General features: G+C 70.0%; 25 protein-coding genes and 1 pseudogene. 19 read left to right on the forward strand and 7 right to left on the reverse strand.

Annotated elements, in window-relative coordinates; all coding sequences use genetic code 11:
• The first annotated feature begins 102 nt into the window (after positions 1–102).
• From abc-f to TBR22_RS22120, 3 genes are all read left to right on the forward strand, one after another.
• Positions 103–2175, forward strand: coding sequence for a ribosomal protection-like ABC-F family protein (gene abc-f, locus TBR22_RS22110; protein WP_239490004.1), 2073 nt, complete (start codon positions 103–105; stop codon positions 2173–2175).
• Positions 2176–2345: 170 nt separating this feature from the next.
• The gene (locus tag TBR22_RS22115; RefSeq protein WP_239490005.1) at positions 2346–3572 is read left to right on the forward strand and encodes a nitrogen regulation protein NR(II); all 1227 of its coding nucleotides are present in this window, start codon (positions 2346–2348) and stop codon (positions 3570–3572) included.
• Positions 3573–3633: 61 nt separating this feature from the next.
• Positions 3634–5043: a sigma-54 dependent transcriptional regulator gene (locus TBR22_RS22120; protein ID WP_239490006.1), complete on the forward strand. Its 1410-nt coding sequence runs from the start codon at positions 3634–3636 to the stop codon at positions 5041–5043.
• Positions 5044–5162: 119 nt separating this feature from the next.
• Here the strand turns inward: TBR22_RS22120 and TBR22_RS22125 are convergent, their stop codons facing one another.
• The 4 genes from TBR22_RS22125 to dprA all read right to left on the reverse strand — a co-directional run bounded on the left by TBR22_RS22125 (position 5163) and on the right by dprA (position 11531).
• Positions 5163–6110, reverse strand: coding sequence for a tyrosine recombinase XerC (locus TBR22_RS22125; RefSeq protein WP_370651550.1), 948 nt, complete (start codon positions 6108–6110; stop codon positions 5163–5165).
• A 71-nt stretch (positions 6111–6181) separates the two neighbouring features.
• A complete protein-coding gene (gene trmFO / locus TBR22_RS22130) occupies positions 6182–7678 on the reverse strand; it encodes a methylenetetrahydrofolate--tRNA-(uracil(54)-C(5))-methyltransferase (FADH(2)-oxidizing) TrmFO (RefSeq protein WP_239490008.1) in 1497 nt (498 codons plus the stop codon).
• 43 nt (positions 7679–7721) lie between these two features.
• Positions 7722–10382 carry a type I DNA topoisomerase gene (gene topA / locus TBR22_RS22135; protein ID WP_239490009.1) on the reverse strand — a complete coding sequence of 887 codons (2661 nt, stop codon included), beginning with the start codon at positions 10380–10382 and terminating at the stop codon, positions 7722–7724.
• 18 nt (positions 10383–10400) lie between these two features.
• A complete protein-coding gene (gene dprA, locus TBR22_RS22140; RefSeq protein WP_239490010.1) occupies positions 10401–11531 on the reverse strand; it encodes a DNA-processing protein DprA in 1131 nt (376 codons plus the stop codon).
• Between the two features lie 136 nt (positions 11532–11667).
• Between dprA and TBR22_RS22145 the strand changes: the two genes are divergently transcribed.
• The 12 genes and pseudogenes from TBR22_RS22145 to TBR22_RS22195 all read left to right on the forward strand — a co-directional run bounded on the left by TBR22_RS22145 (position 11668) and on the right by TBR22_RS22195 (position 18669).
• On the forward strand, positions 11668–12042 hold the full coding sequence (locus tag TBR22_RS22145) for a tetratricopeptide repeat protein (RefSeq protein WP_239490011.1): 375 nt from the start codon (positions 11668–11670) through the stop codon (positions 12040–12042).
• 28 nt (positions 12043–12070) lie between these two features.
• Positions 12071–12811, forward strand: a complete 741-nt coding sequence (locus TBR22_RS22150; RefSeq protein ID WP_239490012.1) for a hypothetical protein — start codon at positions 12071–12073, stop codon at positions 12809–12811.
• 164 nt (positions 12812–12975) lie between these two features.
• On the forward strand, positions 12976–13290 hold the full coding sequence (gene rplU, locus TBR22_RS22155; RefSeq protein ID WP_239490013.1) for a 50S ribosomal protein L21: 315 nt from the start codon (positions 12976–12978) through the stop codon (positions 13288–13290).
• 14 nt (positions 13291–13304) lie between these two features.
• Positions 13305–13565, forward strand: a complete 261-nt coding sequence (rpmA, locus tag TBR22_RS22160; RefSeq protein ID WP_239490014.1) for a 50S ribosomal protein L27 — start codon at positions 13305–13307, stop codon at positions 13563–13565.
• 39 nt (positions 13566–13604) lie between these two features.
• The gene (obgE, locus tag TBR22_RS22165) at positions 13605–14855 is read left to right on the forward strand and encodes a GTPase ObgE (protein ID WP_239490015.1); all 1251 of its coding nucleotides are present in this window, start codon (positions 13605–13607) and stop codon (positions 14853–14855) included.
• On the forward strand, positions 14848–15546 hold the full coding sequence (gene nadD, locus TBR22_RS22170; protein WP_239490016.1) for a nicotinate-nucleotide adenylyltransferase: 699 nt from the start codon (positions 14848–14850) through the stop codon (positions 15544–15546). Before obgE ends, nadD begins: the two co-directional genes overlap by 8 nt.
• Entirely contained in the window at positions 15533–15925 is a 393-nt protein-coding gene (rsfS, locus tag TBR22_RS22175; RefSeq protein ID WP_239490017.1) for a ribosome silencing factor, read from the forward strand. The genes nadD and rsfS overlap by 14 nt, the downstream gene beginning before the upstream one ends.
• A 58-nt stretch (positions 15926–15983) precedes the next feature.
• A pseudogene (locus tag TBR22_RS26985) lies at positions 15984–16058 on the forward strand (hypothetical protein); the annotation flags it as partial.
• 120 nt (positions 16059–16178) lie between these two features.
• Positions 16179–16652 (forward strand): ComF family protein, encoded by a 474-nt coding sequence (locus TBR22_RS22180; protein ID WP_239490018.1) that lies wholly within the window; start codon positions 16179–16181, stop codon positions 16650–16652.
• A gap of 131 nt (positions 16653–16783) precedes the next feature.
• On the forward strand, positions 16784–17242 hold the full coding sequence (locus TBR22_RS22185) for a hypothetical protein (RefSeq protein WP_239490019.1): 459 nt from the start codon (positions 16784–16786) through the stop codon (positions 17240–17242).
• A 75-nt stretch (positions 17243–17317) separates the two neighbouring features.
• Entirely contained in the window at positions 17318–18394 is a 1077-nt protein-coding gene (locus TBR22_RS22190; protein ID WP_239490020.1) for a S1 family peptidase, read from the forward strand.
• A 26-nt stretch (positions 18395–18420) separates the two neighbouring features.
• Entirely contained in the window at positions 18421–18669 is a 249-nt protein-coding gene (locus TBR22_RS22195; RefSeq protein WP_239490021.1) for a hypothetical protein, read from the forward strand.
• Here TBR22_RS22195 and tmk read toward each other — a convergent pair.
• On the reverse strand, positions 18632–19219 hold the full coding sequence (tmk, locus tag TBR22_RS22200) for a dTMP kinase (protein ID WP_239490022.1): 588 nt from the start codon (positions 19217–19219) through the stop codon (positions 18632–18634). The two genes, TBR22_RS22195 and tmk, sit on opposite strands and share 38 nt — an antisense overlap.
• The gene (gene lysA / locus TBR22_RS22205) at positions 19216–20484 is read right to left on the reverse strand and encodes a diaminopimelate decarboxylase (RefSeq protein WP_239490023.1); all 1269 of its coding nucleotides are present in this window, start codon (positions 20482–20484) and stop codon (positions 19216–19218) included. Before lysA ends, tmk begins: the two co-directional genes overlap by 4 nt.
• 47 nt (positions 20485–20531) lie before the next feature.
• Between lysA and TBR22_RS22210 the strand changes: the two genes are divergently transcribed.
• From TBR22_RS22210 to TBR22_RS22225, 4 genes are all read left to right on the forward strand, one after another.
• Complete coding sequence (locus tag TBR22_RS22210) at positions 20532–21158, forward strand: RNA polymerase sigma factor (protein ID WP_239490024.1); 627 nt, start codon at positions 20532–20534, stop codon at positions 21156–21158.
• Between the two features lie 24 nt (positions 21159–21182).
• Positions 21183–21524: an STAS domain-containing protein gene (locus tag TBR22_RS22215; RefSeq protein WP_239490025.1), complete on the forward strand. Its 342-nt coding sequence runs from the start codon at positions 21183–21185 to the stop codon at positions 21522–21524.
• Between the two features lie 4 nt (positions 21525–21528).
• Positions 21529–21801 carry a hypothetical protein gene (locus tag TBR22_RS22220; protein ID WP_239490026.1) on the forward strand — a complete coding sequence of 91 codons (273 nt, stop codon included), beginning with the start codon at positions 21529–21531 and terminating at the stop codon, positions 21799–21801.
• Positions 21802–21909: 108 nt separating this feature from the next.
• Positions 21910–23268: a radical SAM protein gene (locus TBR22_RS22225; protein WP_239490027.1), complete on the forward strand. Its 1359-nt coding sequence runs from the start codon at positions 21910–21912 to the stop codon at positions 23266–23268.
• 111 nt (positions 23269–23379) lie between these two features.
• Here the strand turns inward: TBR22_RS22225 and TBR22_RS22230 are convergent, their stop codons facing one another.
• Positions 23380–24039 carry a hypothetical protein gene (locus TBR22_RS22230; RefSeq protein WP_239490028.1) on the reverse strand — a complete coding sequence of 220 codons (660 nt, stop codon included), beginning with the start codon at positions 24037–24039 and terminating at the stop codon, positions 23380–23382.
• Positions 24040–24198: the final 159 nt, after the last annotated feature.

Consider the following 24198-nt stretch of genomic DNA (forward strand, 5'->3'; position numbering starts at 1 on the left):
GGGGCAGCGTTTACGTGCACCGAAAGTACCCGACGCGTTGCGAATGCCGTCCCGGCCGAGCGACGGCGGCCTTCCTCGTGAGAGGCGGTACGATCACGGGCGATGCTGCAGTTGGTCGGACTCAGAAAAGCGTTTGCGGACCGGGTGCTGCTCGACGACGTCACGTGGCAGCTGAACGCGCGGGACCGGGTGGGGCTCTGCGGCCCGAACGGCGCCGGCAAGACCACCCTCCTGAAGATCCTCGCCCACCTCGACGAGCCGGATGCCGGCGAGGTGGTCACCCCGGCCGACCTGACGATCGGCTACCTCCCGCAGGACGGGCTCGAGTATGGCGGCCGCACCCTCGTCGAGGAGGCCCGGCAGGCGTTCGGGCCGTTGCTGGCGCTGAAGGACGAGCTCCACCAGCTGGAGGAACGACTGGCCGACACGACGCTGGACGACGCCGCGCACGAGGCGGTCCTGGTCCGGTACAGCGAGGGACAGGAGGAGTTCCGGCGACGCGACGGCTACACGATGGACCTGCGGGTGGCCACCGTGCTGCGCGGCCTCGGCTTCGAGGAGGCCGACATGGACAAGCCGACCGAGACGTTCTCGGGCGGCTGGCAGATGCGCATCGCGCTGGCCAAGCTGCTGCTGCAGCGTCCCGGGCTGCTGCTGCTCGACGAGCCCACCAACCATCTCGATCTCGATGCCCGCAACTGGCTCGAGGAGTATCTCCACGAGTATCCCGGCGCGGTCATCCTGACGTCGCACGACCGCTTCTTCCTCGACGCCGTCGTCACGCGCATCGCCGACCTGAGCCTGCGGACCATCACCGATTACCACGGCAACTACTCCTTCTACCTGCGCGAGCACGAGGCCAGGATGGAGCGGCTCCGGACGATGAAGCGCGAGCAGGACGAGGAAGTGGCGCGGATCAAGATGTTCATCGACCGGTTCCGCTACAAGGCGACCAAGGCCGCCCAGGTGCAGAGTCGGATCAAGGCGCTCGAGAAGATCGTCCCGATCGACGTGCCACCCGAGCGCAAGAAGGTGCACTTCACCTTCCCCGAGTGCGCCAAGAGCGGCCGCACGGTGCTCGAGCTGTCGCACGTCGGGAAGCGTTACGACGAGAAGGTCATCTTCAGGGACCTGTCGCTGCTCATCGAGCGCGGCGATCGCGTCGCCCTGGTCGGCCCGAACGGCGCGGGCAAGTCGACGCTGATGCGCATGCTGTCGGGTGCCGAAGCGCCCGATTCGGGGACGCGCACCGAGGGGCATCAGGTGGTGATGCAGTACTTCGCGCAGGACGAGGCCAATCGGCTCGAGCCGACGCGAACGGTGTACGAGACGCTCGCCGACGGGTCGCCCGTGCACATGGTGCCGGCCATCCGCAACATCCTCGGCGGCTTCCTGTTCGCGGGCGACGACGTCTACAAGAAGGCGGGAGTGCTGTCGGGAGGCGAGCGGACCCGCCTTGCGGTGGCGCGGATGCTGCTGCGTCCGGCCAACCTCCTGCTGCTCGACGAGCCGACCAACCACCTCGACCTCGACTCCAAGGACGTGCTGCTCGAGGCCCTCGAGAGCTTCAACGGCACGCTCATCCTGGTGTCGCACGATCGCTACTTCGTGGATCGACTCGCCACCAAGATCATCGCGGTCGGGCATGGCGAGGCGCTGGTCTACCCGGGCACCTACGAGGAGTTCCGCTGGAGCCAGGCCCAGCGTGAGGAACGAGGGGCCTCGGTCCAGGCCCCCGCTGGTCGGCCGCCGATCCCGGTGGGGCGTCAAGCCACACCAGGCGCGCCGCCCGCCACGTCCCGCCCCCCGACTCCCGATGCCCGGCCCCTCAGGAGCGCCGCGGCCGTCGCGACGCCTGCGGCCACGGCTGCCGCAGACAAGCCGGCGCCGGCGATAGATCGCGAGGAACGCAAACGACTCGAGGCCGAACAACGCCGGGTGCGCCGCGCCTGGGAAGCCCATCAGGAGCGGGTGGCTCGCGTCGAGGCGCGCATCGCCGAGTGCGAGCGCGACATCAAGGCGCTCGAGGCCGACATGTCACGGCCCGGCTTCTACGACGACCCGGTGGCGTCCAAACCCGTGATCGACCGTCATCAGGCGCTGATGTGGGAGGTCGGCGACCGGATGGCGGAATGGGAAGCCTTGCTCGAGGCGGCCCCGCCCGAGCCGAACTGAGCCTCAACTGACACTCGTGTCGTGCCGATTCTTGTAATTGGATTACAAGAATTGTCGGATCAGGCTATCCAAGGCTATGGATCCGTGGCCCATGTGTCGCTCGAAATTTGCCCGCCGGTGGCCAAACTGTAACCGGCATACGCATTGAATGTAATCTGCCGAGCGGGCCCATGCGCGCATACAGGCTGAAACCGTCACCAGCACCCGGAGGCGCCGGCGCGTCGAACCGGACCGTTGCCCACCAGCAGGTCGATCTGGTCCCCGAGCGGTTCTATCGGGACCTCATCTCCGGCATGCGCAATGGGGTGATCGTGATTCGTCGCGACGGCACCCTGGTGGCGATCAACGACGCGGCGTATGCCTCGCTCGACATGCTGCCGGGCTCGGCCGACGTCGGCCGCCCCATCTCGGCCGTCCTGGCCGACGTCCCGGAAATGGTCCGAGTCCTCGAGGGGGCCTTCGGCAGCGACCCGCTGCCCAACCGGGCCGAGGTGAAGCTGGCCCGGACCGGGCGTTCGATCGGTTTCACGTTGTCGCTGGTCCGCGACGCCCTCGGCATCGTGTCTGGCGCGGCACTCTTCTTCCGCGACCTGACGCGTGTCGAGCAACTCGAGGAACGCGAGCGGCTGCGCGATCGCCTCGCGGCGCTCGGCGAGATGGCGGCCGCGATCGCCCACGAGGTCAAGAACCCGCTGGCCGGCATCGAGGTCATGGCGGGACTGCTGAAGCGGCGCCTGTCGGACAACCCCGAGGCCCAGTCGATGCTGGCCGACATCATCGGCGAGGCCAAGATGGCCAACGCCATCGTCCTCGAGGTGCTCGACTTCGTGCGGCCCGTGCGGCTGCAGGTCGAGGACGTGTCGGTGGCCGAACTGGTGCAGGACTCGCTGCACATGGCCGACAGCCTGGTGAAGCGCGGCCATGTGGCCATCTCGGTGGATGTCCCGGAGGACCTGCCACCCGTGCAGGGCGACGGCCACCAGTTGCGCCAGGTGTTCACCAACCTGCTGACCAACGCCCTCGAAGCCCTCGACGGGCAGGGTCGCCTGATCATCCAGGCCACCGCGCTCGATCGGCTGCCGATCCCGTCCACGCCGGATCACCCGCCCGGCGCGGGTGTCGAGGTCACGGTGATCGACGATGGGCCGGGCATCCCGGAAGCGATGCAGGAGCGGATTTTCAGCCCGTTCTTCACGACCAAGCCGCGCGGGTCGGGCCTCGGCCTCGCGATCGTGCGCAAGGTGGTGGACGCGCACGAGGGGCGGATCGACGTCCAGCCGGGGCTCGACGGCAGCGGCACCTGCTTCCGTCTGCTGCTGCCGCTGAAGCCGTCGATGGAGCACGCGCCACTCCCGCAGAGCGACAACGGGGCGCCAGGCGGGCCGAGGCCGCGGTGACGGCGGCGCCGTCACCACGGCCAATTTCAAATTTCGAATTGCGAATTCTCGAGACTCCACCATGGGCCGCATCCTCGTTGCCGACGACCACGATTCCCTCCGCCGCGCGCTCGCCCGCGCCCTCACCGAGGCCGGGCACGACATCACGGAGGCCAACAACGGCAATGTCGCCATCGAGCGCCTGCACGAGACGAACTTCGACGTCGTGCTGAGCGACCTCAAGATGGGCGGCAGCGACGGGCTCGACGTGCTGCGCACCGCCAAGGCGCTGCAGCCGCAGACCGCCGTCATCCTGATGACCGCGTTCGGCTCGGTGCACACGGCCGTCGAGGCGATGAAGATCGGCGCCTTCGACTACGTGCCCAAGCCGTTCGAGATCGAGGAGATGGAGGTCAAGATCGACAAGGCGCTCGAGCACCGGCGCCTGCGCAACGAGGTCGACTACCTTCGCCACGAACAGGGCGGCATCTACCAGTTCGACAACATCATCGGCGCCAGCGGCGCGCTGCAGCGCGTGCTCGACGTGGTGAAGAAGGTCGCCAAGAGCAACACCACCGTGCTGATCAACGGCGAGACCGGCACCGGCAAGGAGCTGATCGCCGGCGCGATCCACCACAACTCGCTCCGCTCGGCGCGCAACTTCGTCAAGGTGAACTGCGCGGCCCTGCAGGAGAACCTGCTCGAATCGGAGCTGTTCGGCCACGAGCGCGGCGCCTTCACCGGCGCCGACAAGCAGCGCATCGGACGCTTCGAGCAGGCCGACGGCGGCACGCTGTTCCTCGACGAGATCGGCGACATGAGCGCCAACACGCAGGCCAAGATCCTGCGCGTGCTGCAGGAGCACGAGTTCGAGCGCCTCGGCGGCACGCGCACCATCCGCGTCGACGTGCGCCTCATCGCCGCGACCAACCGCAACCTGGCGGCGATGGTCGAGCAGGGCGGCTTCCGCGAGGACCTGTACTACCGCCTCAACGTCGTGCAGATCGAGATGCCGCCGGTGCGCGAGCGCAAGGAGGACATCCCGGCGCTGGCCAACTTCTTCATCAAGCGGTTCGCCGTCGAGCTGAAGAAGCGCATCGAGGGCGTGACGCCCGATGCCCTGAAGCTGCTGATGCGCTACAACTGGCCCGGCAACATCCGCGAGCTCGAGAACACGATCGAGCGCGCCGCGCTGCTGGCCGAGGATCGCCTGCTCACCGCCGAGGACCTGCGCATCGGCGGGACGAGCGCCGCCGAGTCCTCGCACGACGCCGCCCACAGCGTCGTCAAGATCCCGCCGCAGGGGATCCCCCTCGAGGAGATCGAGCGGCAGGCGGTGATCGAGGCCCTGAAGATGGCCAACTGGGTGCAGAAGGACGCCGCGGAACTGCTGTCGATCAGTCCGCGCGTGATGAACTACAAGATCAAGACGCTCGGCATCGACTTCCCCCGCAGTCGCCGCCCCGCCCTGGGCACCCCGATGGTCATGTAAGGGAGAGCCGGGAGTCGGGAGTCTCGGCACCGGGTACCGGACACCGGGCACAGGAGACCGGCCCTGGCGTCAGGCGTTGCAACGTCAGACGTCAGACGTTAGACGTCACACGTCACACGTCACTTCGCCTTCGGGTGCGCGGCGCGGTAGACCGCCAGCAGGTGCTGCACGTCCACCTGCGTGTACCGCTGCGTCGTCGTCAGCTCCACGTGGCCGAGCAGTTCCTGGATCGCCCGCAGGTCGGCGCCGCGCTCGAGCAGGTGCGTGGCGAAGGAGTGGCGCAGCGCGTGCGGGCTGATGCCGTAGCGCGTGGTGCACAGCGCCACGTACCGCGTCACGAGGCGATGCACGCTCCGTGGCGTGAGGCGGGTGCCGCGATAGTTCACGAACAGGGGATCCTCGGGCGCGCCCCGGCGCCTGCCGGGGACGCCGCCGGGGTCCATCGCGGCCGCCTGCGCCACGAGCACGGCACGGTCCTTCAGCCACGCACGGACCGCATCGGTCGCCTTCTGGTGGCACGGCACGAGGCGTTCCTTGCGCCCCTTGCCCATCACGCGCACCATCCGCGACGTCAGGTTGACGTCCTGCACGTCGAGGCCGACCAGCTCGGACAACCGCAGGCCCGACGCGTAGAACAGCTCGAGGATGGCGCGGTCGCGACGGCCGAGCGGCGTGGACGTGTCGGGCGTCTCGATGAGCGCGGTGACTTCGTCCACCGACAGCACCTGTGGCACACGGTGCTCGCGCCGCGGGCTCCCCACCAGCGCCGCCGGGTCGTCGTCTCGCACGCCCTCCCGCCGCAGATAGCGCGCAAAGCTCCTGAGGGCGGAGATGCGGCGGGCTGCCGTCGATCGACTGTTGCCACGCGCGTGGAGCTCGCCGAGGAAGCCGCGGATCGCATCGGGCGTCACGTGGGCCGGCGTGAGGGCGTGACGGGGCGTGCCGGTCGAGGCGCCGAGGAAGTAGAGGAACTGCACCAGGTCGGCGTCGTAGTTCCGGACCGTGTGCTCCGACGCGTTGCGGTTGAGCGCGAGGTGATCGCCGAAGGCGCGGATGGCGTCGCGCAGCGGCGACGCGGCATCGACCTCGCGAGTGACCGGCTCGACCGGTCGCCCCGGCCGCGTCGTCGGGCCGCGCCTCACGCGCCGACGCCGACGGGCACGACCTCGCCCAGCCAGCCATCGAGGGCCGCAAGCGCTCGCTCGGAGAGCGCCCGGTTGCGCAGTTCCTTCTTGCCGGGACCGCCCTGCCGGCGACCGCGACCGGCCCTGGGCCGTTCGGCGAGCGGAGGCATGATCCCGAACGTGATGTTGGACGGCTGGTAGTACTTCGCCTCGGCGTGCGACACGTAGTAGGCGAGCGCCCCGATGGCCGTCTCGCGCGGGGCGACGACGCACGCCTGGCCGAGGGCGACTCGTGCGGCGTTGATGCCGGCGAGCAGCCCCGAGGCCGCCGACTCGACGTACCCCTCGACACCGGACACCTGGCCGGCGAAGAACAGGTCGTCGCGCATCCGCACCTGCCACGTGGGACGCAGCACCGTGGGGCCGTTGATGTACGTGTTGCGGTGCACCATGCCGAAGCGGACGAACTCGGCATGTCCGAGCCCCGGGATCATCCGCAGCACGCGCGCCTGCTCGCCCCACTTCAGCTGCGTCTGGAAGCCGACGAGGCTGTAGTGGTCGCCCGCCAGCGTGTCCTGTCGCAACTGCACGACCGCGAACGGCAGGCGGCCGGTGCGTGGATCGGGCAGGCCGACCGGCTTCATCGGGCCGAAGCGCAGCGTGTCGGGACCACGATGCGCCATCACCTCGATCGGCAGGCAGCCCTCGAAGAACTGCGCCTTGTCGAAGTCGTGCACGGTGGCCGACTCCGCGGTGGTGAGCGCCGCGTAGAACGCGCGGTACTCGGCCTCGGTCATCGGGCAGTTCAGGTAGTCGCCCTCGCCGTCGTAGACGCCGCAGGCAGGGCCGGACACCGACGACTGGGGATCGGGCACCGTGTCGGCGCTCTCGCTGCGTCGGGCCGGCTCGGTTGCGCCGAACCGGCCGTCCTGCTCCGTCGCGCGCAAGCTTCGCCCCCAGCGTGAGGCGCGGTACACGACCGACATGTCGATCGTCTCGGCGAGCACGATCGGGCTGATGGCGTCGTAGAACGACAGGTGTTCGGCGCCGACGAGGCGGACGATGTCCTGCGACAGGGCGTCGGAGGTCAGTGGCCCGGTGGCGATGACGACGGGACCGCCCGTGCTGGCCGGATCGGGAATCGCCGGCACCTCGCCACGTACCACCTCGATCAGGGGATGACTGGTGACCGCTTCGGTGACGGCCCTCGAGAAGAGCACGCGATCGACGGCAAGCGCTGCACCCGCCGGCACGCGCGTCGCCTCCGCGCACCGCATGATGAGCGAGCCGAGGGATCGCATCTCGTGCTTCAGCAGGCCCACCGCGTTGTCGAGCTTGTCGCCGCGGAAGCTGTTGCTGCACACCAGTTCCGCGAGGCCGTCCGACTGGTGTACCTCGGTCGGGCGCACCGGACGCATCTCGTGCAGCCGCACGGGGATGCCACGCGAGGCGACCTGCCACGCCGCCTCGCTGCCGGCGAGTCCGCCGCCGATGATGGTCACAGTCGGCATTCAGACGGCCTTCGTCGTTCGGCCCTTGGGGCAGGACACGGGCTCAGGCGGATCGCTTTGCGGCGCGCTTGCGGGCGCCGCCAGCAGGGGCTCGCTTGGCCGGGGCACGGCCCCGGCCCTTCTTCGCCGACGTCCCTTCACGCGCCTTCAGCAACCCGACGGCCTCGTCGAGCGTGAGGCTGTCGACCGCGACGTCCTTGGGCACCGACGCGTTGGTGGTGCCATCGGTGACGTAGGGCCCGTAGCGCCCCTCGAGGATCTCGACCTTGGCCTGCGACGCGGGATGCAGGCCGACCTCGCGCAGCACGGTGCGCGTCGCGGTACGCCCGCGGCCGCGCTTCTTCTCCTGCTTGAAGAGCTCGATGGCCTGGTCGAGGGTAATCGTGAACACGTCGCTGTCGGCGCCGATCGACCGGAACTCGTCACCACGCTTCACGTACGGACCGAACCGCCCGAAGTTGGCGATGATGTCCTGCCCGGTCTCGGCATCGTGGCCCACCGTGCGGGGCAGTGACAACAGCTCGAGCGCCCGCGCGAGCGTCATCGTGTCGGGCCGGTCGTTCTTGGTGAGCGAGGCCCGACGCGGCTTCTCTTTGCTGCCCTTCTCGGGGGCCTCCCCCAACTGCACGTACGGGCCGAACCGGCCGTTGAGCACGTACACCGGCAGGCCGGACTTCGGGTCGTTGCCGAGGCTCTGGGGCCCCTGCGTCTTCTCGCGGAGCAGCGTGAGCGCCTGCTCCAACGTGAAGTCGGCCGGCGCGACGTCCTCGGGGATCGAGGCGTTGGCCTCGCCCATCTGCACGTAGGCACCGTAGCGGCCGATGCGGATGACGATCTTCTGCCCGGAGTCCGGATCGACGCCGAGGTCGATCACCGGGTAGTCGATGCGGTCCTCGTTGGTCACCAGGTGGCGCAACCCGGGCCAGCCGTCCTGCCCGTTGTAGAACTGCTCGAGGAAAGCGGTGCGATCGAGCTCGCCGTTGGAGACCTGGTCGAGATCCTCCTCGACGCGCCCCGTGAAACCGAGCTCCACCAACTGGCCGAAGTGGTCCTTGAGCAGGCGGGTGACGGCAAAGGCGGTGTAGCTCGGTACGAGCGCCTTGCCCTGCCGCCACACGTAGCCGCGACGCTCGATCGTCTGGATGATCGACGCGTAGGTGGACGGGCGGCCGATGCCGTCCTCCTCGAGCCGCTTCACGAGCGACGCGTCGGTGTAGCGGGGTGGCGGCACGGTCTCGTGCGCCTTGGGGTCGAGTCCGACGAGCGCGACCGGGCCGAGCCCGGGCGCGGTGATGCGATCGCCCACCGCAAGCTTGGGCAGGATCGTCTCCTGGTCGCCGAGTTCGCTCGCCGGATCGTCGCTGCCCTCCACGTAGGCCCGCAGGAAGCCGGCGAACTTGATCGCCTTGCCGGTCGCCGTGAACACGTGCGGCGTGCCGTCGGCGCCCGTGGCGGTGATCTCGAGGGTCGTGCGCAACAACTGCGCCTCGGCCATCTGCGACGCCACGGTGCGCTTCCAGATCAGGTCGTAGAGGCGCGCCTCGTCGGGGGGCAGCGACAGCGACTGCGGCGTCTGCTCGAAGTCGGTCGGGCGGATGGCCTCGTGGGCCTCCTGCGCGTTCTTGACCTTGGTCTGATACTGGCGCGGGCCGCCGTAAAAGGGCTCCCCGTACATGCCCTTGATGGCCCGCGCCGCCTCGCGGAGGGCCTTGTCGCTCAGGGTCGTCGAGTCGGTGCGGTGATACGAGATCACGCCGTCCTGGAACAGCCGCTGCGCCGCGCTCATCGTGCGATCGGCCGAGAAGCCGAGCTTGCGGTTGGCTTCCTGCTGCAGCGTCGACGTCGTGAAGGGCGCCGACGGGCGCTGCGTGGCCGGCTTCTCCTCGACGCTGGTGACCGTCCACGGCAGCCGCTGCGACAGCGACTCGCGCATCCCTCGGGCCGCGGCCTCGTCGAGCAGGCGCACGTTGCGCCCGATGAGCGCGCCGGTCGTCGGATCGAAGTCCTTGCCGGAGGCGACGCGCTCCTGGCCGACCCGCACCAGGCTCGCGGTGAACTGCGTGTCGGCGGTCCTGACGCGGGCGTCGAGGTCCCAGTACGCGCTGCGCCGGAACGCGCGCCGCTCCTCCTCGCGCTCGACGATCAGGCGGACCGCCACGCTCTGGACGCGGCCGGCGCTGAGGCCCGTCTGCACCTTCTTCCACAGCACCGGCGACAGCATGTAGCCGTACAGGCGGTCGAGGATGCGGCGGCTCTCCTGCGCGTCGACCAGCTTCAGGTCGATGTCGCGAGCATGGGCGATCGCGTCGCGGACGGCTTCCTCGGTGATCTCGTGGAAGACGATGCGCTTGACGGACCCCTTCGGCTTGAGCACCTCGCGGAGGTGCCAGCTGATCGACTCGCCTTCGCGATCCGGGTCGGTGGCCAGCAACACTTCCGGCGCGTCCTTGACGGCGGCCTTCAGCTCCCGGATCCGCGACTTCCGGTCCGACGAGACGACGTAGTACGGCTTGAAGCCGTGCTCCACGTCGACGCCCATCCGCCCCCACGACTCCTTCTTGATGGATTCGGGGACCTCGCTGGCGTTCTCCGGGAGGTCGCGCACGTGCCCCACGCTCGCCTCGACGCGGAACTGGTTACCCAGGAACCGGGCGAGGGTCTTGGCCTTGGCGGGACTTTCGACGATGACGAGGGGCTTGGACATTGGCGTGCGAACTTTACGTTACCACTTCCGTTCCGGGGGCAAGAATCGGCCGGCGGCATCGCGCGCGAGCAGGCCGGCCAGTTCGAGATCGAGCAACTCTCCGAGCAGATCCGAGGAATTCCGGCCAGTTTCGCTGATCAACTCGTCGAGTGTGGCGCCGCCCTCGCGCGCCAGCAGCGCGCGCAACGACGCCCCGTCCGGCCCCCGACCGAACGTCGCGGGCTCGTCGGACCGGTCGTCCCGCGCCCCGCTGGCGTGTGTCTGGTCCGCACCTGAAGTGGCAACGGCGACGCCCCGATCCCATCCCAACTGGTCGAGCACGTCGGCTGCCGTCTCGACCAGGCGGGCGCCGTCCCGGATGAGCGCATGCGCCCCGGCATGGGCGCCGGTGCGCACGTCGCCGGGCACGGCCATCACGTCGCGGCCCTGTTCGAGTGCCAGCCGGGCCGTGATCAGCGAGCCGCTGCGCAGCGCGGCCTGCACCACGACCACCCCCGAAGCCAGCCCGGCGAGCACCCGGTTGCGCAAGGGAAAGTGGTGGGCCAGCGGAGGCGTGCCCGGGGCGAACTCGCTGATCAGCACGCCCTGCCGGGCCAGGTGGTCGGCGAGCGGGGCGTGGTCGCGCGGGTACGACTGGTCGAGCCCGCACCCGAGCACGGCGACCGACCGGCCGCGGGTCAGGGCGCCGCGGTGCGCGGCCGCGTCGATCCCTTGCGCGAACCCGCTGGCCACCACCACGCCTGCTGCCGCGAGGTCGGCGGCCAACTGCCCGGCGACCTCCCGCCCCGACGCGGTGGCTCGCCGCGAGCCCACGATGGCCACGATGGGGGCATGAAGCGTCGCGACGTCTCCACGCGTCCACAGCAAGAGCGGCGGATCCACGAGGCTGCCGAGCAGAGGCGGATAGAGGTCGTGGTCAGGCCAGATCAGGCCGTAGCCCAGCGTCGCGGCCCGCGCGGCCATCCGACCGGCCTCGGCGCGCCAGTGCGCCACGGCGCCCGGACCGTGCAGGCCTGCCGCCTCGAGGCTGTCGGCCAGCGGCAGGGTGGGCCACAGGCCTGGCGCGGCCCTGAGCATCCGGGCGATGCAGGCCGGCTGGGCCGCGGCGGCCAGTCCGAGGGCGAGGGCATCGAGGGACGGGGCTGACACGCGTGCGGCTGGTGCAAAGTGGCCGCCATGCCGGCTGAAACGTGAGCTCGCGCGTCAATTGATCCTGTCGCGTGTCGGGAGGCAGGAACTGCGATTATCGGGGTTCCGGCACAGGTGTATAGTGGCAATCAGTCCCATGACCAAGACCCGTTCGTGGATGCTCGCGCTGGCGCTCGTGCTGGGTGCGTCTGCCGTCGCGTCGGCCGAGGACAAAGCCCGCGAGCAGGCCCGGGCGCAGGTCGAGTTCGGCATCGCCGTCGCCCAGAAGGGCCTCTGGCAGGAGGCCGTGTTCCGCTGGGAGCGCGCCACCGAGATCGACCCGACCTACGCGGCGGCCTACAACAACCTTGGCATCGCGTTCGAACAGCTCGGAAAGTTCGATCGGGCGGGCAAGGCGTACGAGAAGGCGCTGGAGCTCGAACCCCAGAACCTCTCCATCCAGCAGAACTACGATCTGTTCAAGGAAATCAATGACCGCGCCAAGAGGAACTCGGGCACTTCGGGCAGCTAGCCTCGCGCTCGCGGGCGCGGCACTGGCCATGGGCGTCGGCTGCACCTCGGTGTACGAGGTGCCCATCGACACGCCCATCCAGGCCAAGCTGGACGTCACGCCGTTCTCGCGCGTCCACGTGGTGGGCTTCATCTCCGGTGGCGCCGAGGACGTCGACGCCAACATGGAAACGGTCCGCCTGCTGCGGAGCCAGTTGCGCACCAAGAGCAAGTTGCGGGTCATCGAGGCCGACCCACTGCCCCTGCAACAGGTCGCCCGTGACCAGGCCAAGGGCCCGTCCACGCCGGGCTCCCCCGTGCCCGCCGACGCGCCGTCGTCGATGGCGTTTCCCGAGAAGATCCTCGACGAGAAGGATCTCGAGGCCTACGAGCCGCTGTTTGCCAACGCGGCGTACTGGAAGAAGATCGGCGAGGAGTTCCAGCAGCCCCTCATCGTCACCGGCACCGTCATCTTCCGGCCGCACCAGGCCTCCGGCATCGTCACGCAGGAGCGCGAGGTGTACGACCAGTTCGGCCGCCGCACGGTGATGCCGACCCGCGTGTACATGGAGCGCAAGGGGTACATCCTGCGGCCCAAGCTCGTGTTCATCGACGGCCGGACCGGCGCGGTGCTGTACCAGGAGAGCTACCGCGAGGAGCGGCTTTACCCGAGCCAGCAGAACGTCCCGGCCCTGTCGTCGTTCTTCGAGCAGATGGATGCCGTGTTGCCGTCGTTCCTGAACACCTTGAGCACCACCCGCGTCCGCGGTTCGCGGATCATGCTGAAGTAGAAGGAAGGGCCAGGTACCGGGGACCGCGCCCTACCAAGGCATCGCGCCATTCCCGGCATTGCGGCATTTCTGGTTCCCCTCCCCAGACGGGCTGTGCTATGCTCGTCGTCTTTGCCGGGTCCGGACAGCGGACACCGTAGCAGTAGCACGCAGGAGCAACGACCGTGTTTGCCATCATTCAAAGCGGCGGCCGCCAGGTGAAAGTCACCCCGGGCGAGATCGTCACCGTCGACCGCGTCGACGTCGAGGCCGGCCAGGAAGTCACCGTCGAGCAGGTGCTGCTCGTGGGCAAGGACGGCGGCGACGTGCTCGTCGGCGCCCCGTTCGTCGCGGGCGCCCGCGTCGTCGGGACGGTGGCCGGCGAGTCGCGTGGGCCGAAGATTCGCGTGTTCAAGAAGAAGCGTCGCAAGGGGATGCGCCGGACCAAGGGGCATCGCGCGACCTACACGCGCATCCAGGTCAAGGACATCCTCGTCTAGCAGGGACGTACGTCATGGCTCATAAAAAGGGACAGGGCAGTTCGCGCAACGGGCGCGACAGCAACGCGCAGCGCCTGGGCGTGAAGCAGTTCGACGGCAACGTCGTGACGGGTGGGTCGATCCTCGTCCGTCAGCGCGGCCGTCGGTTCAACGCCGGCCAGAACGTCGGCCTGGGCAAGGACGACACGCTGTTTGCCAAGGTGTCGGGCGTGGTCAAGTTCGAGGACCACGGCGCCCGCGGCCGCTTCATCAGCGTCCACCCGGTCACCGAGTAGCACTGCTCGGGACAGGCTCAGGCCGTCCCGCATCCCCGCATGTTCGTTGACGAAGTCGACATCGACGTCAGCGCCGGGGACGGCGGACGGGGCGCCATCAGCTTCCGGCGGGAGAAGTTCATCCCGCGCGGCGGCCCCGATGGCGGCGACGGCGGTGCTGGCGGATCGGTCTACCTGGTCGCCAGCCCGCACCACAACACCCTCGTCAACTACCGGTTCCACCCCGACTTCGCCGCGCCACGCGGCGGCAACGGCGAAGGCTCGCTCCGCACCGGCAAGTCCGGCAAGGACCTCGAGCTGCCCGTGCCGCCCGGCACGGTGGCCTACCGCATCGACGAGTTCGGCCACGCCCACCAGTTCGCCGACCTCACGATGGTCGGCGACCGCGTGCAGGCCGCCAAGGGCGGACGCGGTGGACGCGGCAACGCGCGCTTCACTTCGTCGACCAACCGCACGCCGCGCCGCGCCGACTCCGGCGAGAAGGGCGAGGTCTTCAAGATCCGCCTGCGGCTGAAGCTGCTCGCCGACGTCGGCATCGTCGGCTATCCCAACGTCGGCAAGTCGACGCTGATCGCCCGCGTCTCGGCCGCCAAGCCCAAGATCGCCGACTACCCCTTCACCACGCTCGTCCCCAACCTCGGCGTGGTCGCGCTCAGCGGTGATCGCAGCTTCGTGATGGCCGACGTGCCGGGGCTCATCGAGGGGGCGCACGAGGGCAAGGGCCTCGGGCACCGGTTCCTCGGGCACGTCGAGCGCACCAAGGTGCTCCTGCACGTGGTGGACGTCAGCGACGCGTCGGGTCGCGATCCCGTCGAGGATCTCGAGGTCATCCGGCGCGAGCTCGAGCAGTACGTGCCCAATGCGGACACGCTCGATCCCGATGCGCTGCCGCTCGCGGCGCGGCCGCAGGTCGTCGCGGCCAACCGCATCGACATCCTCGGCGACCCGGCCCGCCTCGAGGCGCTCCGGGCCCACGCGGCGAGCCTCGACCTGCCGTTCCACGCCATTTCCGCCGTCACCGGCGAGGGCGTGCCCGAGCTGCTGGAGACGCTCTGGCCGTACGTGCAGCACGTCAGCGCGGAACGGGCCCTCGAACGGGCGCGGCGCGCCGAGGCGGACGCGGCACGCCCGGACGAGGCGCCGGCGGTCGGCCCGGACACGGCACCGCCGGAGGCCGACGTCGACCAGGCGGCACCTGCATCCGGGCCGGCGCCCACGCGCCCCTCGTCGATCGAGGCGCTGAGACGTTCGCGTCGCAGCCCGGCAGCGCCAGACGCCCCGCATGAGTGAGCGCCCCTTGCGCCTCGGGGTGCTCGGTGGCACCCTCGACCCAGTGCATCTCGGTCACCTGGCCGCGGCCCACGCCGCAGCCCGGGCTCTCTCGCTGGACGCCGTGTGGCTGATGCCCTCGCACGTCCCCGCCCACAAGGCCTCGCCCAGCGCGTCGCCGTGGCACCGCTTCGCCATGGCGGCGCTCGCGGCGGCCGACGACCCGCTGATCGTGGCCAGCGACCTCGAGCTCGCCCGCCCCGGGCCGACGTTCACGTGGGACACGCTGCAGGCGCTGGCCGCCCTCGGCCACGACCCGTTGCAGATTTTCTTCATCACCGGCGCCGACGCGTTTGCAGCAATCGACACCTGGCACCGCTTCCCCGAGGTGCTCGACGCCGGCCACTTCGTGGTCGTGACGCGCCCCGGCCACGCGCTGCCGGAGGCGACGCGCAACCACCCGGCGGTGGCGCCCCGCCTGCGCGCCGTGCCGCGCGGCGGGGTGCTCGATCCCGCCGATGGCGCCGGGAAGTGCCGCATCTGGCTGGTCGAAGCCGACACCCCCGACGTGTCCTCGACCGACATCCGTCAACGAGTCCTTACTGGACAGGAGGTGGGCACCGCCGTGCCTCCCTCCGTGGCCGCGCACATCCGCCGGCACGGCCTGTACACCCCCACACCGGCGGCGAGACGCTTGCATGGCGAGTACTGACGCGCAGCGGGCCGAGCAGCAGCCAGCCCCGATCCCGGACGACGTCCGCGCCGCGGTGGACGCGGCGCTCGATCGCAAGGCCACCAGGGTCACCCTGATGGACCTGCGGGGCGTCGGGGCGTTCGCCGACTTCTTCCTGATCTGCACGGGCACGAACATCCGCCAGGTGCAGGCGATCGCCGACGCGATCGAGGAGAAGCTGAAGGCACACGGGATCCGTCCCGCGCACGTCGAGGGCTACGACCGTGCCGAGTGGATCCTCCTCGACTACTTCGACCTCATCGTGCACGTCTTCACGCCCGACACGCGCGAGTTCTACTCGCTCGACCGTCTCTGGGGCACCGCCCCTCGCACCGAGCTGGCCGTCGAGTCCCGCTGAGCCGGCGCCCCCGGGCCTGCTGGACGCCGCCCTGGCGCTGCTGCTCGCCCCGGCGTGCGTGGCGTGTCACGAGCCGCTGGCCCGGCCGACGGCCGGACCGGTGTGCGACACCTGCTGGGCCGCCGTGCCCTGGTACGAGGGGTCGCTCTGCGAGCGGTGTGGCCGGCCTCGACCCGCCGGAGCGACCTGCCGGTGCGACGACCGGCCGCCGCACCTGTCGGCCATCGCCTGCGCAGCCCGCTACGACGGCGTGATGCGGGCCATCGTGCAGGCGTTCAAGTACGGAGGCCACCAGACGCTGGCGCCCCGGCTGGCCGCGCACCTCGTCCTCCACCCGCACCTCCACCTCGACGCGATCGACCTCGTCGTCCCCGTGCCGCTGCATCCCTGGCGACGGTTGCGCCGCGGCTTCAACCAGGCCGAGCGGGTCGCGCGCGCGCTCGGCGCGCCCGTCGCGCAGCCACTGGCACGCCTTCGCTGGCGGCATACCCAGGCCGGCCTCCCCGCCGAGGCGCGGCGACGGAACCTGCGTGGGGCGATTGGCCTGCGACCGGCGCTCACGGGACGTGGAGCCGCACGCGTGCGGGCGATGGTCGCCGGTGCCCGCATCCTGCTGGTCGACGACGTGGTGACCACCGGGGGAACGCTGTCGGCGTGCGCACAGGTCTTGCGGGAGGCCGGCGCGCGCGACGTGCGCGCCGCGGTCGTGGCCCGCGCGGAGCGCTGACGCCACCAGGGACTGGGCGATGCCGCGTCGGCGTCCCTCAGGGCAGGCGACCGCGCCGGGGTCACCATGACGAACGGCGGGGTAGACACTCCACCTGGCCTCTGTACACTTCGGCGCAGGAGATCCGTCCCATGCCCCGATTCCGCTCGTTCGTGATCGCGTGCGCGCTGCTCGCGACCCTGCCGGCCACCAGCCTCGCCCAGGCGCCCGCCGCGTCCACGGCCGCCGCCCCGTTCGTCGTCGAGTATTACTACAAGACGCGCTGGGGCGCGTTCGACGAGTTCAAGGCGCTGTTCAGGAAGAACCACTACCCGGTGCTGATGAAGGAGCAGGCGCTCGGGCGCATCCTGAAGGTGACCGTCGACTACCCCGTCTACCACGGCACCGAGGACGGCCGCTGGGACATGCGCGTCACGATCACCTTCAAGGACGCGGCGACGGCCTTCGCGCCGTTCGACAACAGCGCGATCCTGAAGGAGCTCTATCCGGACAAGGCGCTGTTCGACAAGGAGGAGCAGCGCCGCTTCGAGCTCCTGCAGGCGCACTGGGACCTGCCCGTGAAGGCCGAGAACCTCGCAACCTGGAAGTAGCGGTGCGGCTCGGCCGTCGAGGACGTTGATCAGCGAGGGTGCGCATCCTGCGCATCCGGGCGATCAGGAGGACACGTGCGTCTCGACTCGGCTCGCAGCCTCAAGGCTGAACTCCTCGGCGACATCATCGAACCCATGGTGGTCGAGGCCAATCGGGTCCATCGGGCCGGCGCCCGGGCGGTCGATGCGCTCGAGCGGCTCTCGGGGCCGGATGCGACCTTCGGCATCCGCGCCCGCGCCCTGGACGCCGTGCCCGCCGTGCCCCGTTCGATCGCCCTGGGCGTGTCGCGGCACGACCGGCAATTCCGCCTCGCCGTCCGCATCCAGCGGCCGTCGCTGCGCCACAGCACGGTCGTCGAACGACTGGTCGCGCGGGCGAAGGGCGAGGTCGACCTCCGGGTCGTCGGGCGCATCGACAAGCGCGCCGTCGCGGCGCGCGCGGCCGTTCCCTGGCATCGCTCGAAACTCCGCCCGTTGCTGATCGGCGGGTCGATCGGCCACGTCGACGTGACCGCCGGCACGATCGGAGCCTTCGTGCGTCATCGCGGCTCGGTCCACGTGCTGTCGAACAACCACGTGCTCGCCAACGAGGACCTCGGGCGCAAGGGCGACCTCATCGTGCAACCCGGCGTCATCGACGGCGGCCGCGCGCCCCGCGACACGGTCGCCACGCTCGGCAAGTGGATCCGCTTCAGGACCCGTGGGGCCAACGCGGTGGACGCCGCGCTCGCGCGACTGCAACGCGGCGTGCCGTTCGATCACGCGAGGCTGCGCGGGCTCGTGCGCGGCAAGGACCGCGTGCTCGCCGGGCTCGGCCCCGAACTGGTCGACGAAGGGCACGTCGTCTACAAGGTCGGCCGCACCACGGGCGCCACGCGCGGCAGGGTCACCGCCTTCGACCTCGACAACGTCGTCGTCGAGTACGAGGTGGGCAACGTGCGCTTCGACGGGCAGATCGAGATCGAGGGCACCGGGCGCGGCCCGTTCAGCGACGGCGGCGACAGCGGCTCGCTGATCCTGGACGAGGACATGCGGGCGGTGGCGCTGTTGTTTGCCGGCAGCGACAGCGGCGGGCGCAACGGGCAGGGCCTCACGTTCGCCAACCCCATCCACACCGTGCTCGAGTCGCTGGGCGCGACGCTCTTGTCGTGAGGCGCGCACGGGTCCAAGATCAGGCCATGGCTCACATCTCGCTCGAGCAGGCCCGGTCGGCCAAGCGCGCCACGCAGCAGCGCCTCGAGGCGAGCGGCCAGGATGCCGCCGTCGGCCTGACGCGCGTGGACGGGGAGTACGCCGTCAAGGTGAACGTGGCGCAGGCGCCTCCGACCGCGCGGCGGCTTCCCAGCTCGATCGAAGGGGTTGCGGTGAAGGTCGAGGTGGTCGGCCCGATCAAGCCCCGAGGACGAGCCGCCGCACGTCGGCCGTGACCTGGTCGCGATCCTGCGCGGCGTCGACGACGTGCCAGTTGGGCGCCTCGCCGGCCTGGCGCAGGTAGCTGGCCCTGACACGCCCCAGGAGCTCGAGGTCCTGCTCGAAGGCATCGCGGTGCTGCTGCTTCCGACGGGCGGCAACCTCGGGGGCGATATCGAGCAGCACGGTGGTGTCGGCCGGCGGCAGCACCCGCTGGATGAGGCGCAGCCACTCGGGCTGCAGGCCCTGGGCCTCGCCGTAGGCCACCGACGAGGCCGTCCAGCGATCACAGACCACCCACTGCCCGGCCGCCAGCGCCGCCTCGATCGCCGGGCGATGCTCGCACCGGTTGGCCACGTACAGCAGTTGCAGGCAGTCGGGCGGGAACGTGCGCTCGCCCTTCAGGCGCGCGCCGATCTCCTTGCCGAGCGGCGTGGCGTAGTCCGGGAAATCGAAGTCGACGACGGTGAGGCCCCGCGCTTCGAGCGCCTGGCGCAGGCGAGCGGCCTGCGTCTGCTTGCCGCTCTGGTCGAGTCCCTCGAAGGCGATGAGTCTGCCGCGCGTCATGCCTGTTCGAGGGCGAGCATGTCGTCGATGGTCTGGCGGCGGCGCAGCGTGCGCCAGCTGCCGTCGGCCTGCACCAGCAGTTCGGGCGGCAATGGACGACGGTTGTAGGTGTTGGACATGACGGCGCCGTAGGCCCCGGCGTCCATGATGGCCATCAGGTCGCCGACCTGTGGGTCGGGCAGCTCGCGGGGACGGCCGAAGCTGTCGCTGCTCTCGCAGACCGGTCCGACGACGTCGCACGACACCAGGGGCCGGTCGCTCGGCTCCACCGGGAGGATGCGGTGGAAGGCCCCGTACAGGGCCGGCCGCATCAGCTCGGTCATGCCGGCGTCGAGCACCACGAAACGGCCACCGCCGGCGTGCGGCTTCACGTCGATCACCCGCGCGAGGAGCACTCCGGCGGGCCCGACGACGGTCCGACCGGGCTCGACGATGAGCGTGAGCCCCGTCGGCCGCGCAACGTCCACCAGGGCCTGCGCGAAGGCCTCGTAGGTCGGGACGTCGCCGCCCTCGTAGACGATGCCGAGACCGCCACCGAGGTCGAGGTGCGAGAGCGGGAACCCTTCCGCGCGCAGGGCCACGGCCAGGTCGGCCACCTTGCGGGCCGCCGCGCACAGCGGCCCGAGCGTGGTGATCTGGGACCCGACGTGCACGTGAAGGCCGATGATCTCGAGCCCGGCCGCGTCCTTGCGCGCCCGGAGGAGGCCCGGTGCGTCGTCGATGGGGACGCCGAACTTGCTGGACTTGAGCCCGGTGGTGATGTGGGCGTGCGTCTGCGCGTCGACGTCGGGGTTGACGCGGAGCGCGACCCGGGTCCGACGGCCCTGCGTCCGGGCGATCGCGTCGATACGGTCGAGCTCCCCGGCCGATTCGGCGTTGATCGCCTTGAGATCGAGGCCGACGGCGTCGGTCAGTTCGGCGGGCGACTTCCCCACGCCGGTGAACACGACCTGATCGGGCCGGAATCCGGCCCGCAGCGCCAGATGGATTTCACCGATGGAGTTGGCGTCGGCGTCCACGCCGGCCTCGCGCACGAGGCGGGCGATACCCAACGACGAGTTCGCCTTCAGGGCGTAGTGCAAGGCCCAGGGGTGGCCACAGGCGGCGAAGGCCTGCTGCAGGCCCGCGAGGCGAGCCTGGACGACCGGGGCGCTGTAGACGTAACAGGGCGTGCCTTCGGCCGCGGCGATGGCCGGCAGCGGGACCTCGTGGAGGGCGAAGACGGGTGCGTGCGTGGTGTCGGGTGCCGCCACGGCGAGGATCATACGCTGGAGGTGGACTCCCCTGATATCATGCGACCCGCCCCCGCCCGATGACCTCCGATACCACCCAGCCCCCCTCCGGCATCGATGCGTTGATCGAGCAGTGCCTCGCCGGCGACCAGGATGCCTGGGGCCAGATCGTCCGGCAGCACTGGCGCAAGGTGTTCAACGTCGCGTACAAGTTCACCGGCAAGCACGACGAGGCCGAGGACCTGACGCAGGACATCTTCGTCAAGATCTTCAAGTCGCTGCACACGTTCGACCGGCGGGCGAACTTCCAGACGTGGCTGATCAGCATCAGCCGCAACCTGTGCATCGACCACTACCGCAGCGTCCGCAAGGAGCGCGAGACGATCTCGCGCGACGTCGACTCGCGCGAGATGGGCACGGCGACGAAGGCCGAGCCCGGACCGCTGGCCGGCATCGAGCGGGAGGACCAGCGGGCGCTGCTCCGGCTGGCGCTCACGCAGCTGGCGCCGACCCTGCGGTCGGCCGTGCTGCTGCGCGACATCAAGGAACTGTCGTACCAGGAGATCGCGGTGATGCTCGACCTGCCCGAGGGCACGGTGAAGTCCCGCATCAACCGGGGGCGCACGGAACTTGCCCGGCAGATCCGCCGTCTGCAGGAATCGGGCCTCTCCACGCCGCGGCGCGCCACCGTCGGCCGCCGCGAGTAGCGTTGGAACGGAGCCAATGACACGATGAACCTCACGACCGAGCACCATGGCGACGTGGCCGTCGTCCGGGTCCTGGAAGCCCGCATGCTGTACCCGATCCTTCCGGACTTCGCCAGCACCGTGAGCGACCTGGTGCAGCAGGGCCAGCGCAAGGTGCTGATCGACCTGACGCCAGTGACCTACCTCGACAGCGCCAGCATCGGCTGCCTCGTGGACCTGTACCGGCAGGTGACCGGCGCGGGAGGCACGCTCAAGCTCTCCGGCCTCCAGAAGCGCGTCGACACCATGCTGACGATGACCAACACGCAGAAGATCATCGAGGTGCATCCCGACGCCGCGAGCGCACTGGCGAGCTTCGGAGGCTAGCGACGTGAATGCCATCAAGACCAGCACTGGCGTCGAGATCCCGCTGGACGGCGACCTGCTCGCGGTGGTCGAGACCCTGTTCCAGGAAGTGACGGTCCGGCACGAACTGGCGCGGACCTACGAGGACATGATGCGGGAGATCCAGCACCTCGCCGAGCAGTTGTCGCCCGAGGAACTCCGCGCGTACTTCATCGAGAGCCTCTTCCTGAACACGGTGACCTACGAGAACGAACGTCTCGGCGCCCTCGTGAAGAAGCTGCCGGAAGACGGGGAGTAGAGAAGAGATTTCAGAATTTCAGAAGTTCAGAATTTCGCCACCACCTCAGCGCCTCGAAGGATGGGGATGGTGATGAAATTCTGAAATTGTGAAATTCTGCAATTGCTGATGTCCGAGAACTATCTCGCCACCCGCTATCGCTGCTCCTGGCCGTGGAGCACCGCCGTCCTGCTGTGTGATGGGCGGGTGGTGTGCGGCTGCGCCGACCCGTACGGCAAGCGGGTGCTCGGTGATGCACGCACCGACAGCCTCAACGCGATCTGGACCGGCCCCACCGCGTCGCGGCTGCGGCAGGAACTCAACGCCGGTGGCTCGGACTTCTGCGGCGACTGCCCGCTGAAGCTGCCGCTGGCCGAGGACGAGCAGCCGCCGCAGCGCCCGCTCGACGTCGGTCCGCTCCCCTCGCGCATGTACGTGGAGAGCACGGCGGCGTGCAACGTGTCGTGCCTCGACTCCTGCTGTGCGCCGGAGACCGGCATCACGAAGACGCGGCAGGCGGGCATGCTCGACGTCGACCTGTTCCTGCGCGTGCTCGGCGAGGTCGGGCCGACCCTCGAGCGCGTCGACTTCTTCAACTACGGCGAGGCCTTCCTCCACAAGCGCGCCGTGGAGATGTGCGAGATCGTCAAGCGCGACTACCCGCACATCTACCTGTACACGTCCACCAACGGCGGCGCGCTCAACGAGGAGTCGGCGCGGCGCCTGGTGCGGTCGGGCATCGACGAGATCACCTTCTCGGTGGACGGCGCGTCGCAGGACGTCTACGCCACCTACCGGCAGCGCGGGCGCTTCGAGCACGTCATGAAGAACCTCCGTGCCGTGATGGACGAGAAGCGCAGGCTCGGCACCGACGTGCCGTTCGTGAACTGGCGCTACATCCTGTTCCGGTGGAACGACAACGACGCGGAGATGGCGCGCGCCAGGAAGCTGGCCGCCGAGATCGGCGTCGACCGCCTGTGCTGGGAGATCACCGATCACCCCGAGCACGCGTACTCGCGCCGCTTCGCGCCCGGCACCGAGGACTGGAAGCGGATCAGGCACGAGGTGTGGGACGACAACCACCTCGGGAGCGCGATTCCCGGCACCACGCCGCGTGCCCGCATCGAGGTGCGGGGGCCATCGCGCGCCGAGACGCTGGTGCAGCCGGCCGGCGCGCCGCTGGCGCTCGACCTGCGCGTGCGCAACCTGAGCCAGCGCCCGTTCCCGCACACGGCCACCTACGGTCGGCGGCTCGTGCGGGTCGGCGCGCAGCTGCTCGACGAGCAGCGCGAACTTCGGGATCGCGACTTCGTGCGCGCCTCGTTGCCGGCCACCATCGACGCCGGTGCGTGGCAGGACCTCCGCCTCGAGATCCCGCCCATGCCCCCCGGCCGGTATCACATCAAGCTGGATCTCGTGAGCGAGGGTATCGACTGGTTCGAGTCGTGCGGCTCGGAGGTCACCCTGCGCGAACTGCGCGTCGAGTAGGGGCGGGGCGCTGCGAGCTCGCGTCCAGCAGGTGTAGCCGTCGGCCTTGGCCGACGGCCTGTGAACCGTCCAGCACCTGACTGCCGGCCAGGGCCGGCACCTACACCATCGTTATTCCGCCATGTCGTGCGTCGTGAGGTTGCGCGCGAGCAGCGTGTCGGCGCGGGCGCCCTGCCGCGCCTTGGCGAGGTGCTGCAGGTGCGCCGCCTTCTTGTCCGGCGCCGTCGTCATCAGGGCCGCCGCGAAGTGCAGGGCGGCATCGTCGGGTGCCTGCGCCATGGCCGCCCGCACCATCGCGTAGCCGTCCTTGCCCTGCAGCGACACCTTCATCGCCACGCCTCGATCGCCGAGCTGCCTGTAGGTCTCCACCAGGTAGCCCGCGTCGAACAACGCCAGCCCCTCTGCCTTCGTGCGCGCCACCTTGGGCGCGCGCGCCTCGAGCGCCGCGAGCAACGCCGACGCCAGGGCGGGCGATTCGGCCGCATACGCCGACGCGCGGCGCAACGTCTCCATGCGCACGATGACCGGCGTGGTCGGCGTGAGCAGCGCGAGCGTGTCGGCGACCAGTCGCGCGCGGTCGTACGACGGCGCCGTCGCGTTCCAGCCGCGCCAGCCCTCGCTCGTGTCGCCGAACGGCAGCGACCTGGCCGTGCCGATGTCGAACGGATGGCAGATGAGCGGCGGCCCGGCCAGCGCCGGCGTGGGAGTGGTGATGAGCACCGCGGCAACGAGCGACAGCGATCCGAGCCACGAAGCGATGGTCCTGGTCATGAAGGTCTCCTCCTGCGAATGCGTGAACGTGCAGGAAGGACGAGCACGAGCCGAGAACGTTAACCGACCGCCATTCCTCGGTCGCGCCTGCCTCCCTCGAGGAGTCCTGACCGTCGACCTCAAGGTCGACGGCCACGTACGGTGGGCGGCCTGTTCGAC

The organism is Luteitalea sp. TBR-22, assembly GCF_016865485.1.
GTDB lineage: Bacteria > Acidobacteriota > Vicinamibacteria > Vicinamibacterales > Vicinamibacteraceae > Luteitalea.

Coding starts and splice junctions, on each gene's coding strand:
- abc-f (WP_239490004.1), top strand. CDS start 103: ATGCTGCAGTTGGTCGGACTCAGAAAAGCGTTTGCGGACCGGGTGCTG.
- TBR22_RS22115 (WP_239490005.1), top strand. CDS start 2,346: ATGCGCGCATACAGGCTGAAACCGTCACCAGCACCCGGAGGCGCCGGC.
- TBR22_RS22120 (WP_239490006.1), top strand. CDS start 3,634: ATGGGCCGCATCCTCGTTGCCGACGACCACGATTCCCTCCGCCGCGCG.
- trmFO (WP_239490008.1), bottom strand. CDS start 7,678: ATGCCGACTGTGACCATCATCGGCGGCGGACTCGCCGGCAGCGAGGCG.
- topA (WP_239490009.1), bottom strand. CDS start 10,382: ATGTCCAAGCCCCTCGTCATCGTCGAAAGTCCCGCCAAGGCCAAGACC.
- TBR22_RS22145 (WP_239490011.1), top strand. CDS start 11,668: ATGACCAAGACCCGTTCGTGGATGCTCGCGCTGGCGCTCGTGCTGGGT.
- TBR22_RS22150 (WP_239490012.1), top strand. CDS start 12,071: ATGGGCGTCGGCTGCACCTCGGTGTACGAGGTGCCCATCGACACGCCC.
- rpmA (WP_239490014.1), top strand. CDS start 13,305: ATGGCTCATAAAAAGGGACAGGGCAGTTCGCGCAACGGGCGCGACAGC.
- obgE (WP_239490015.1), top strand. CDS start 13,605: ATGTTCGTTGACGAAGTCGACATCGACGTCAGCGCCGGGGACGGCGGA.
- nadD (WP_239490016.1), top strand. CDS start 14,848: ATGAGTGAGCGCCCCTTGCGCCTCGGGGTGCTCGGTGGCACCCTCGAC.
- rsfS (WP_239490017.1), top strand. CDS start 15,533: ATGGCGAGTACTGACGCGCAGCGGGCCGAGCAGCAGCCAGCCCCGATC.
- TBR22_RS22180 (WP_239490018.1), top strand. CDS start 16,179: ATGCGGGCCATCGTGCAGGCGTTCAAGTACGGAGGCCACCAGACGCTG.
- TBR22_RS22185 (WP_239490019.1), top strand. CDS start 16,784: ATGCCCCGATTCCGCTCGTTCGTGATCGCGTGCGCGCTGCTCGCGACC.
- TBR22_RS22195 (WP_239490021.1), top strand. CDS start 18,421: ATGGCTCACATCTCGCTCGAGCAGGCCCGGTCGGCCAAGCGCGCCACG.
- tmk (WP_239490022.1), bottom strand. CDS start 19,219: ATGACGCGCGGCAGACTCATCGCCTTCGAGGGACTCGACCAGAGCGGC.
- lysA (WP_239490023.1), bottom strand. CDS start 20,484: ATGATCCTCGCCGTGGCGGCACCCGACACCACGCACGCACCCGTCTTC.
- TBR22_RS22210 (WP_239490024.1), top strand. CDS start 20,532: ATGACCTCCGATACCACCCAGCCCCCCTCCGGCATCGATGCGTTGATC.
- TBR22_RS22215 (WP_239490025.1), top strand. CDS start 21,183: ATGAACCTCACGACCGAGCACCATGGCGACGTGGCCGTCGTCCGGGTC.
- TBR22_RS22225 (WP_239490027.1), top strand. CDS start 21,910: ATGTCCGAGAACTATCTCGCCACCCGCTATCGCTGCTCCTGGCCGTGG.
- TBR22_RS22230 (WP_239490028.1), bottom strand. CDS start 24,039: ATGACCAGGACCATCGCTTCGTGGCTCGGATCGCTGTCGCTCGTTGCC.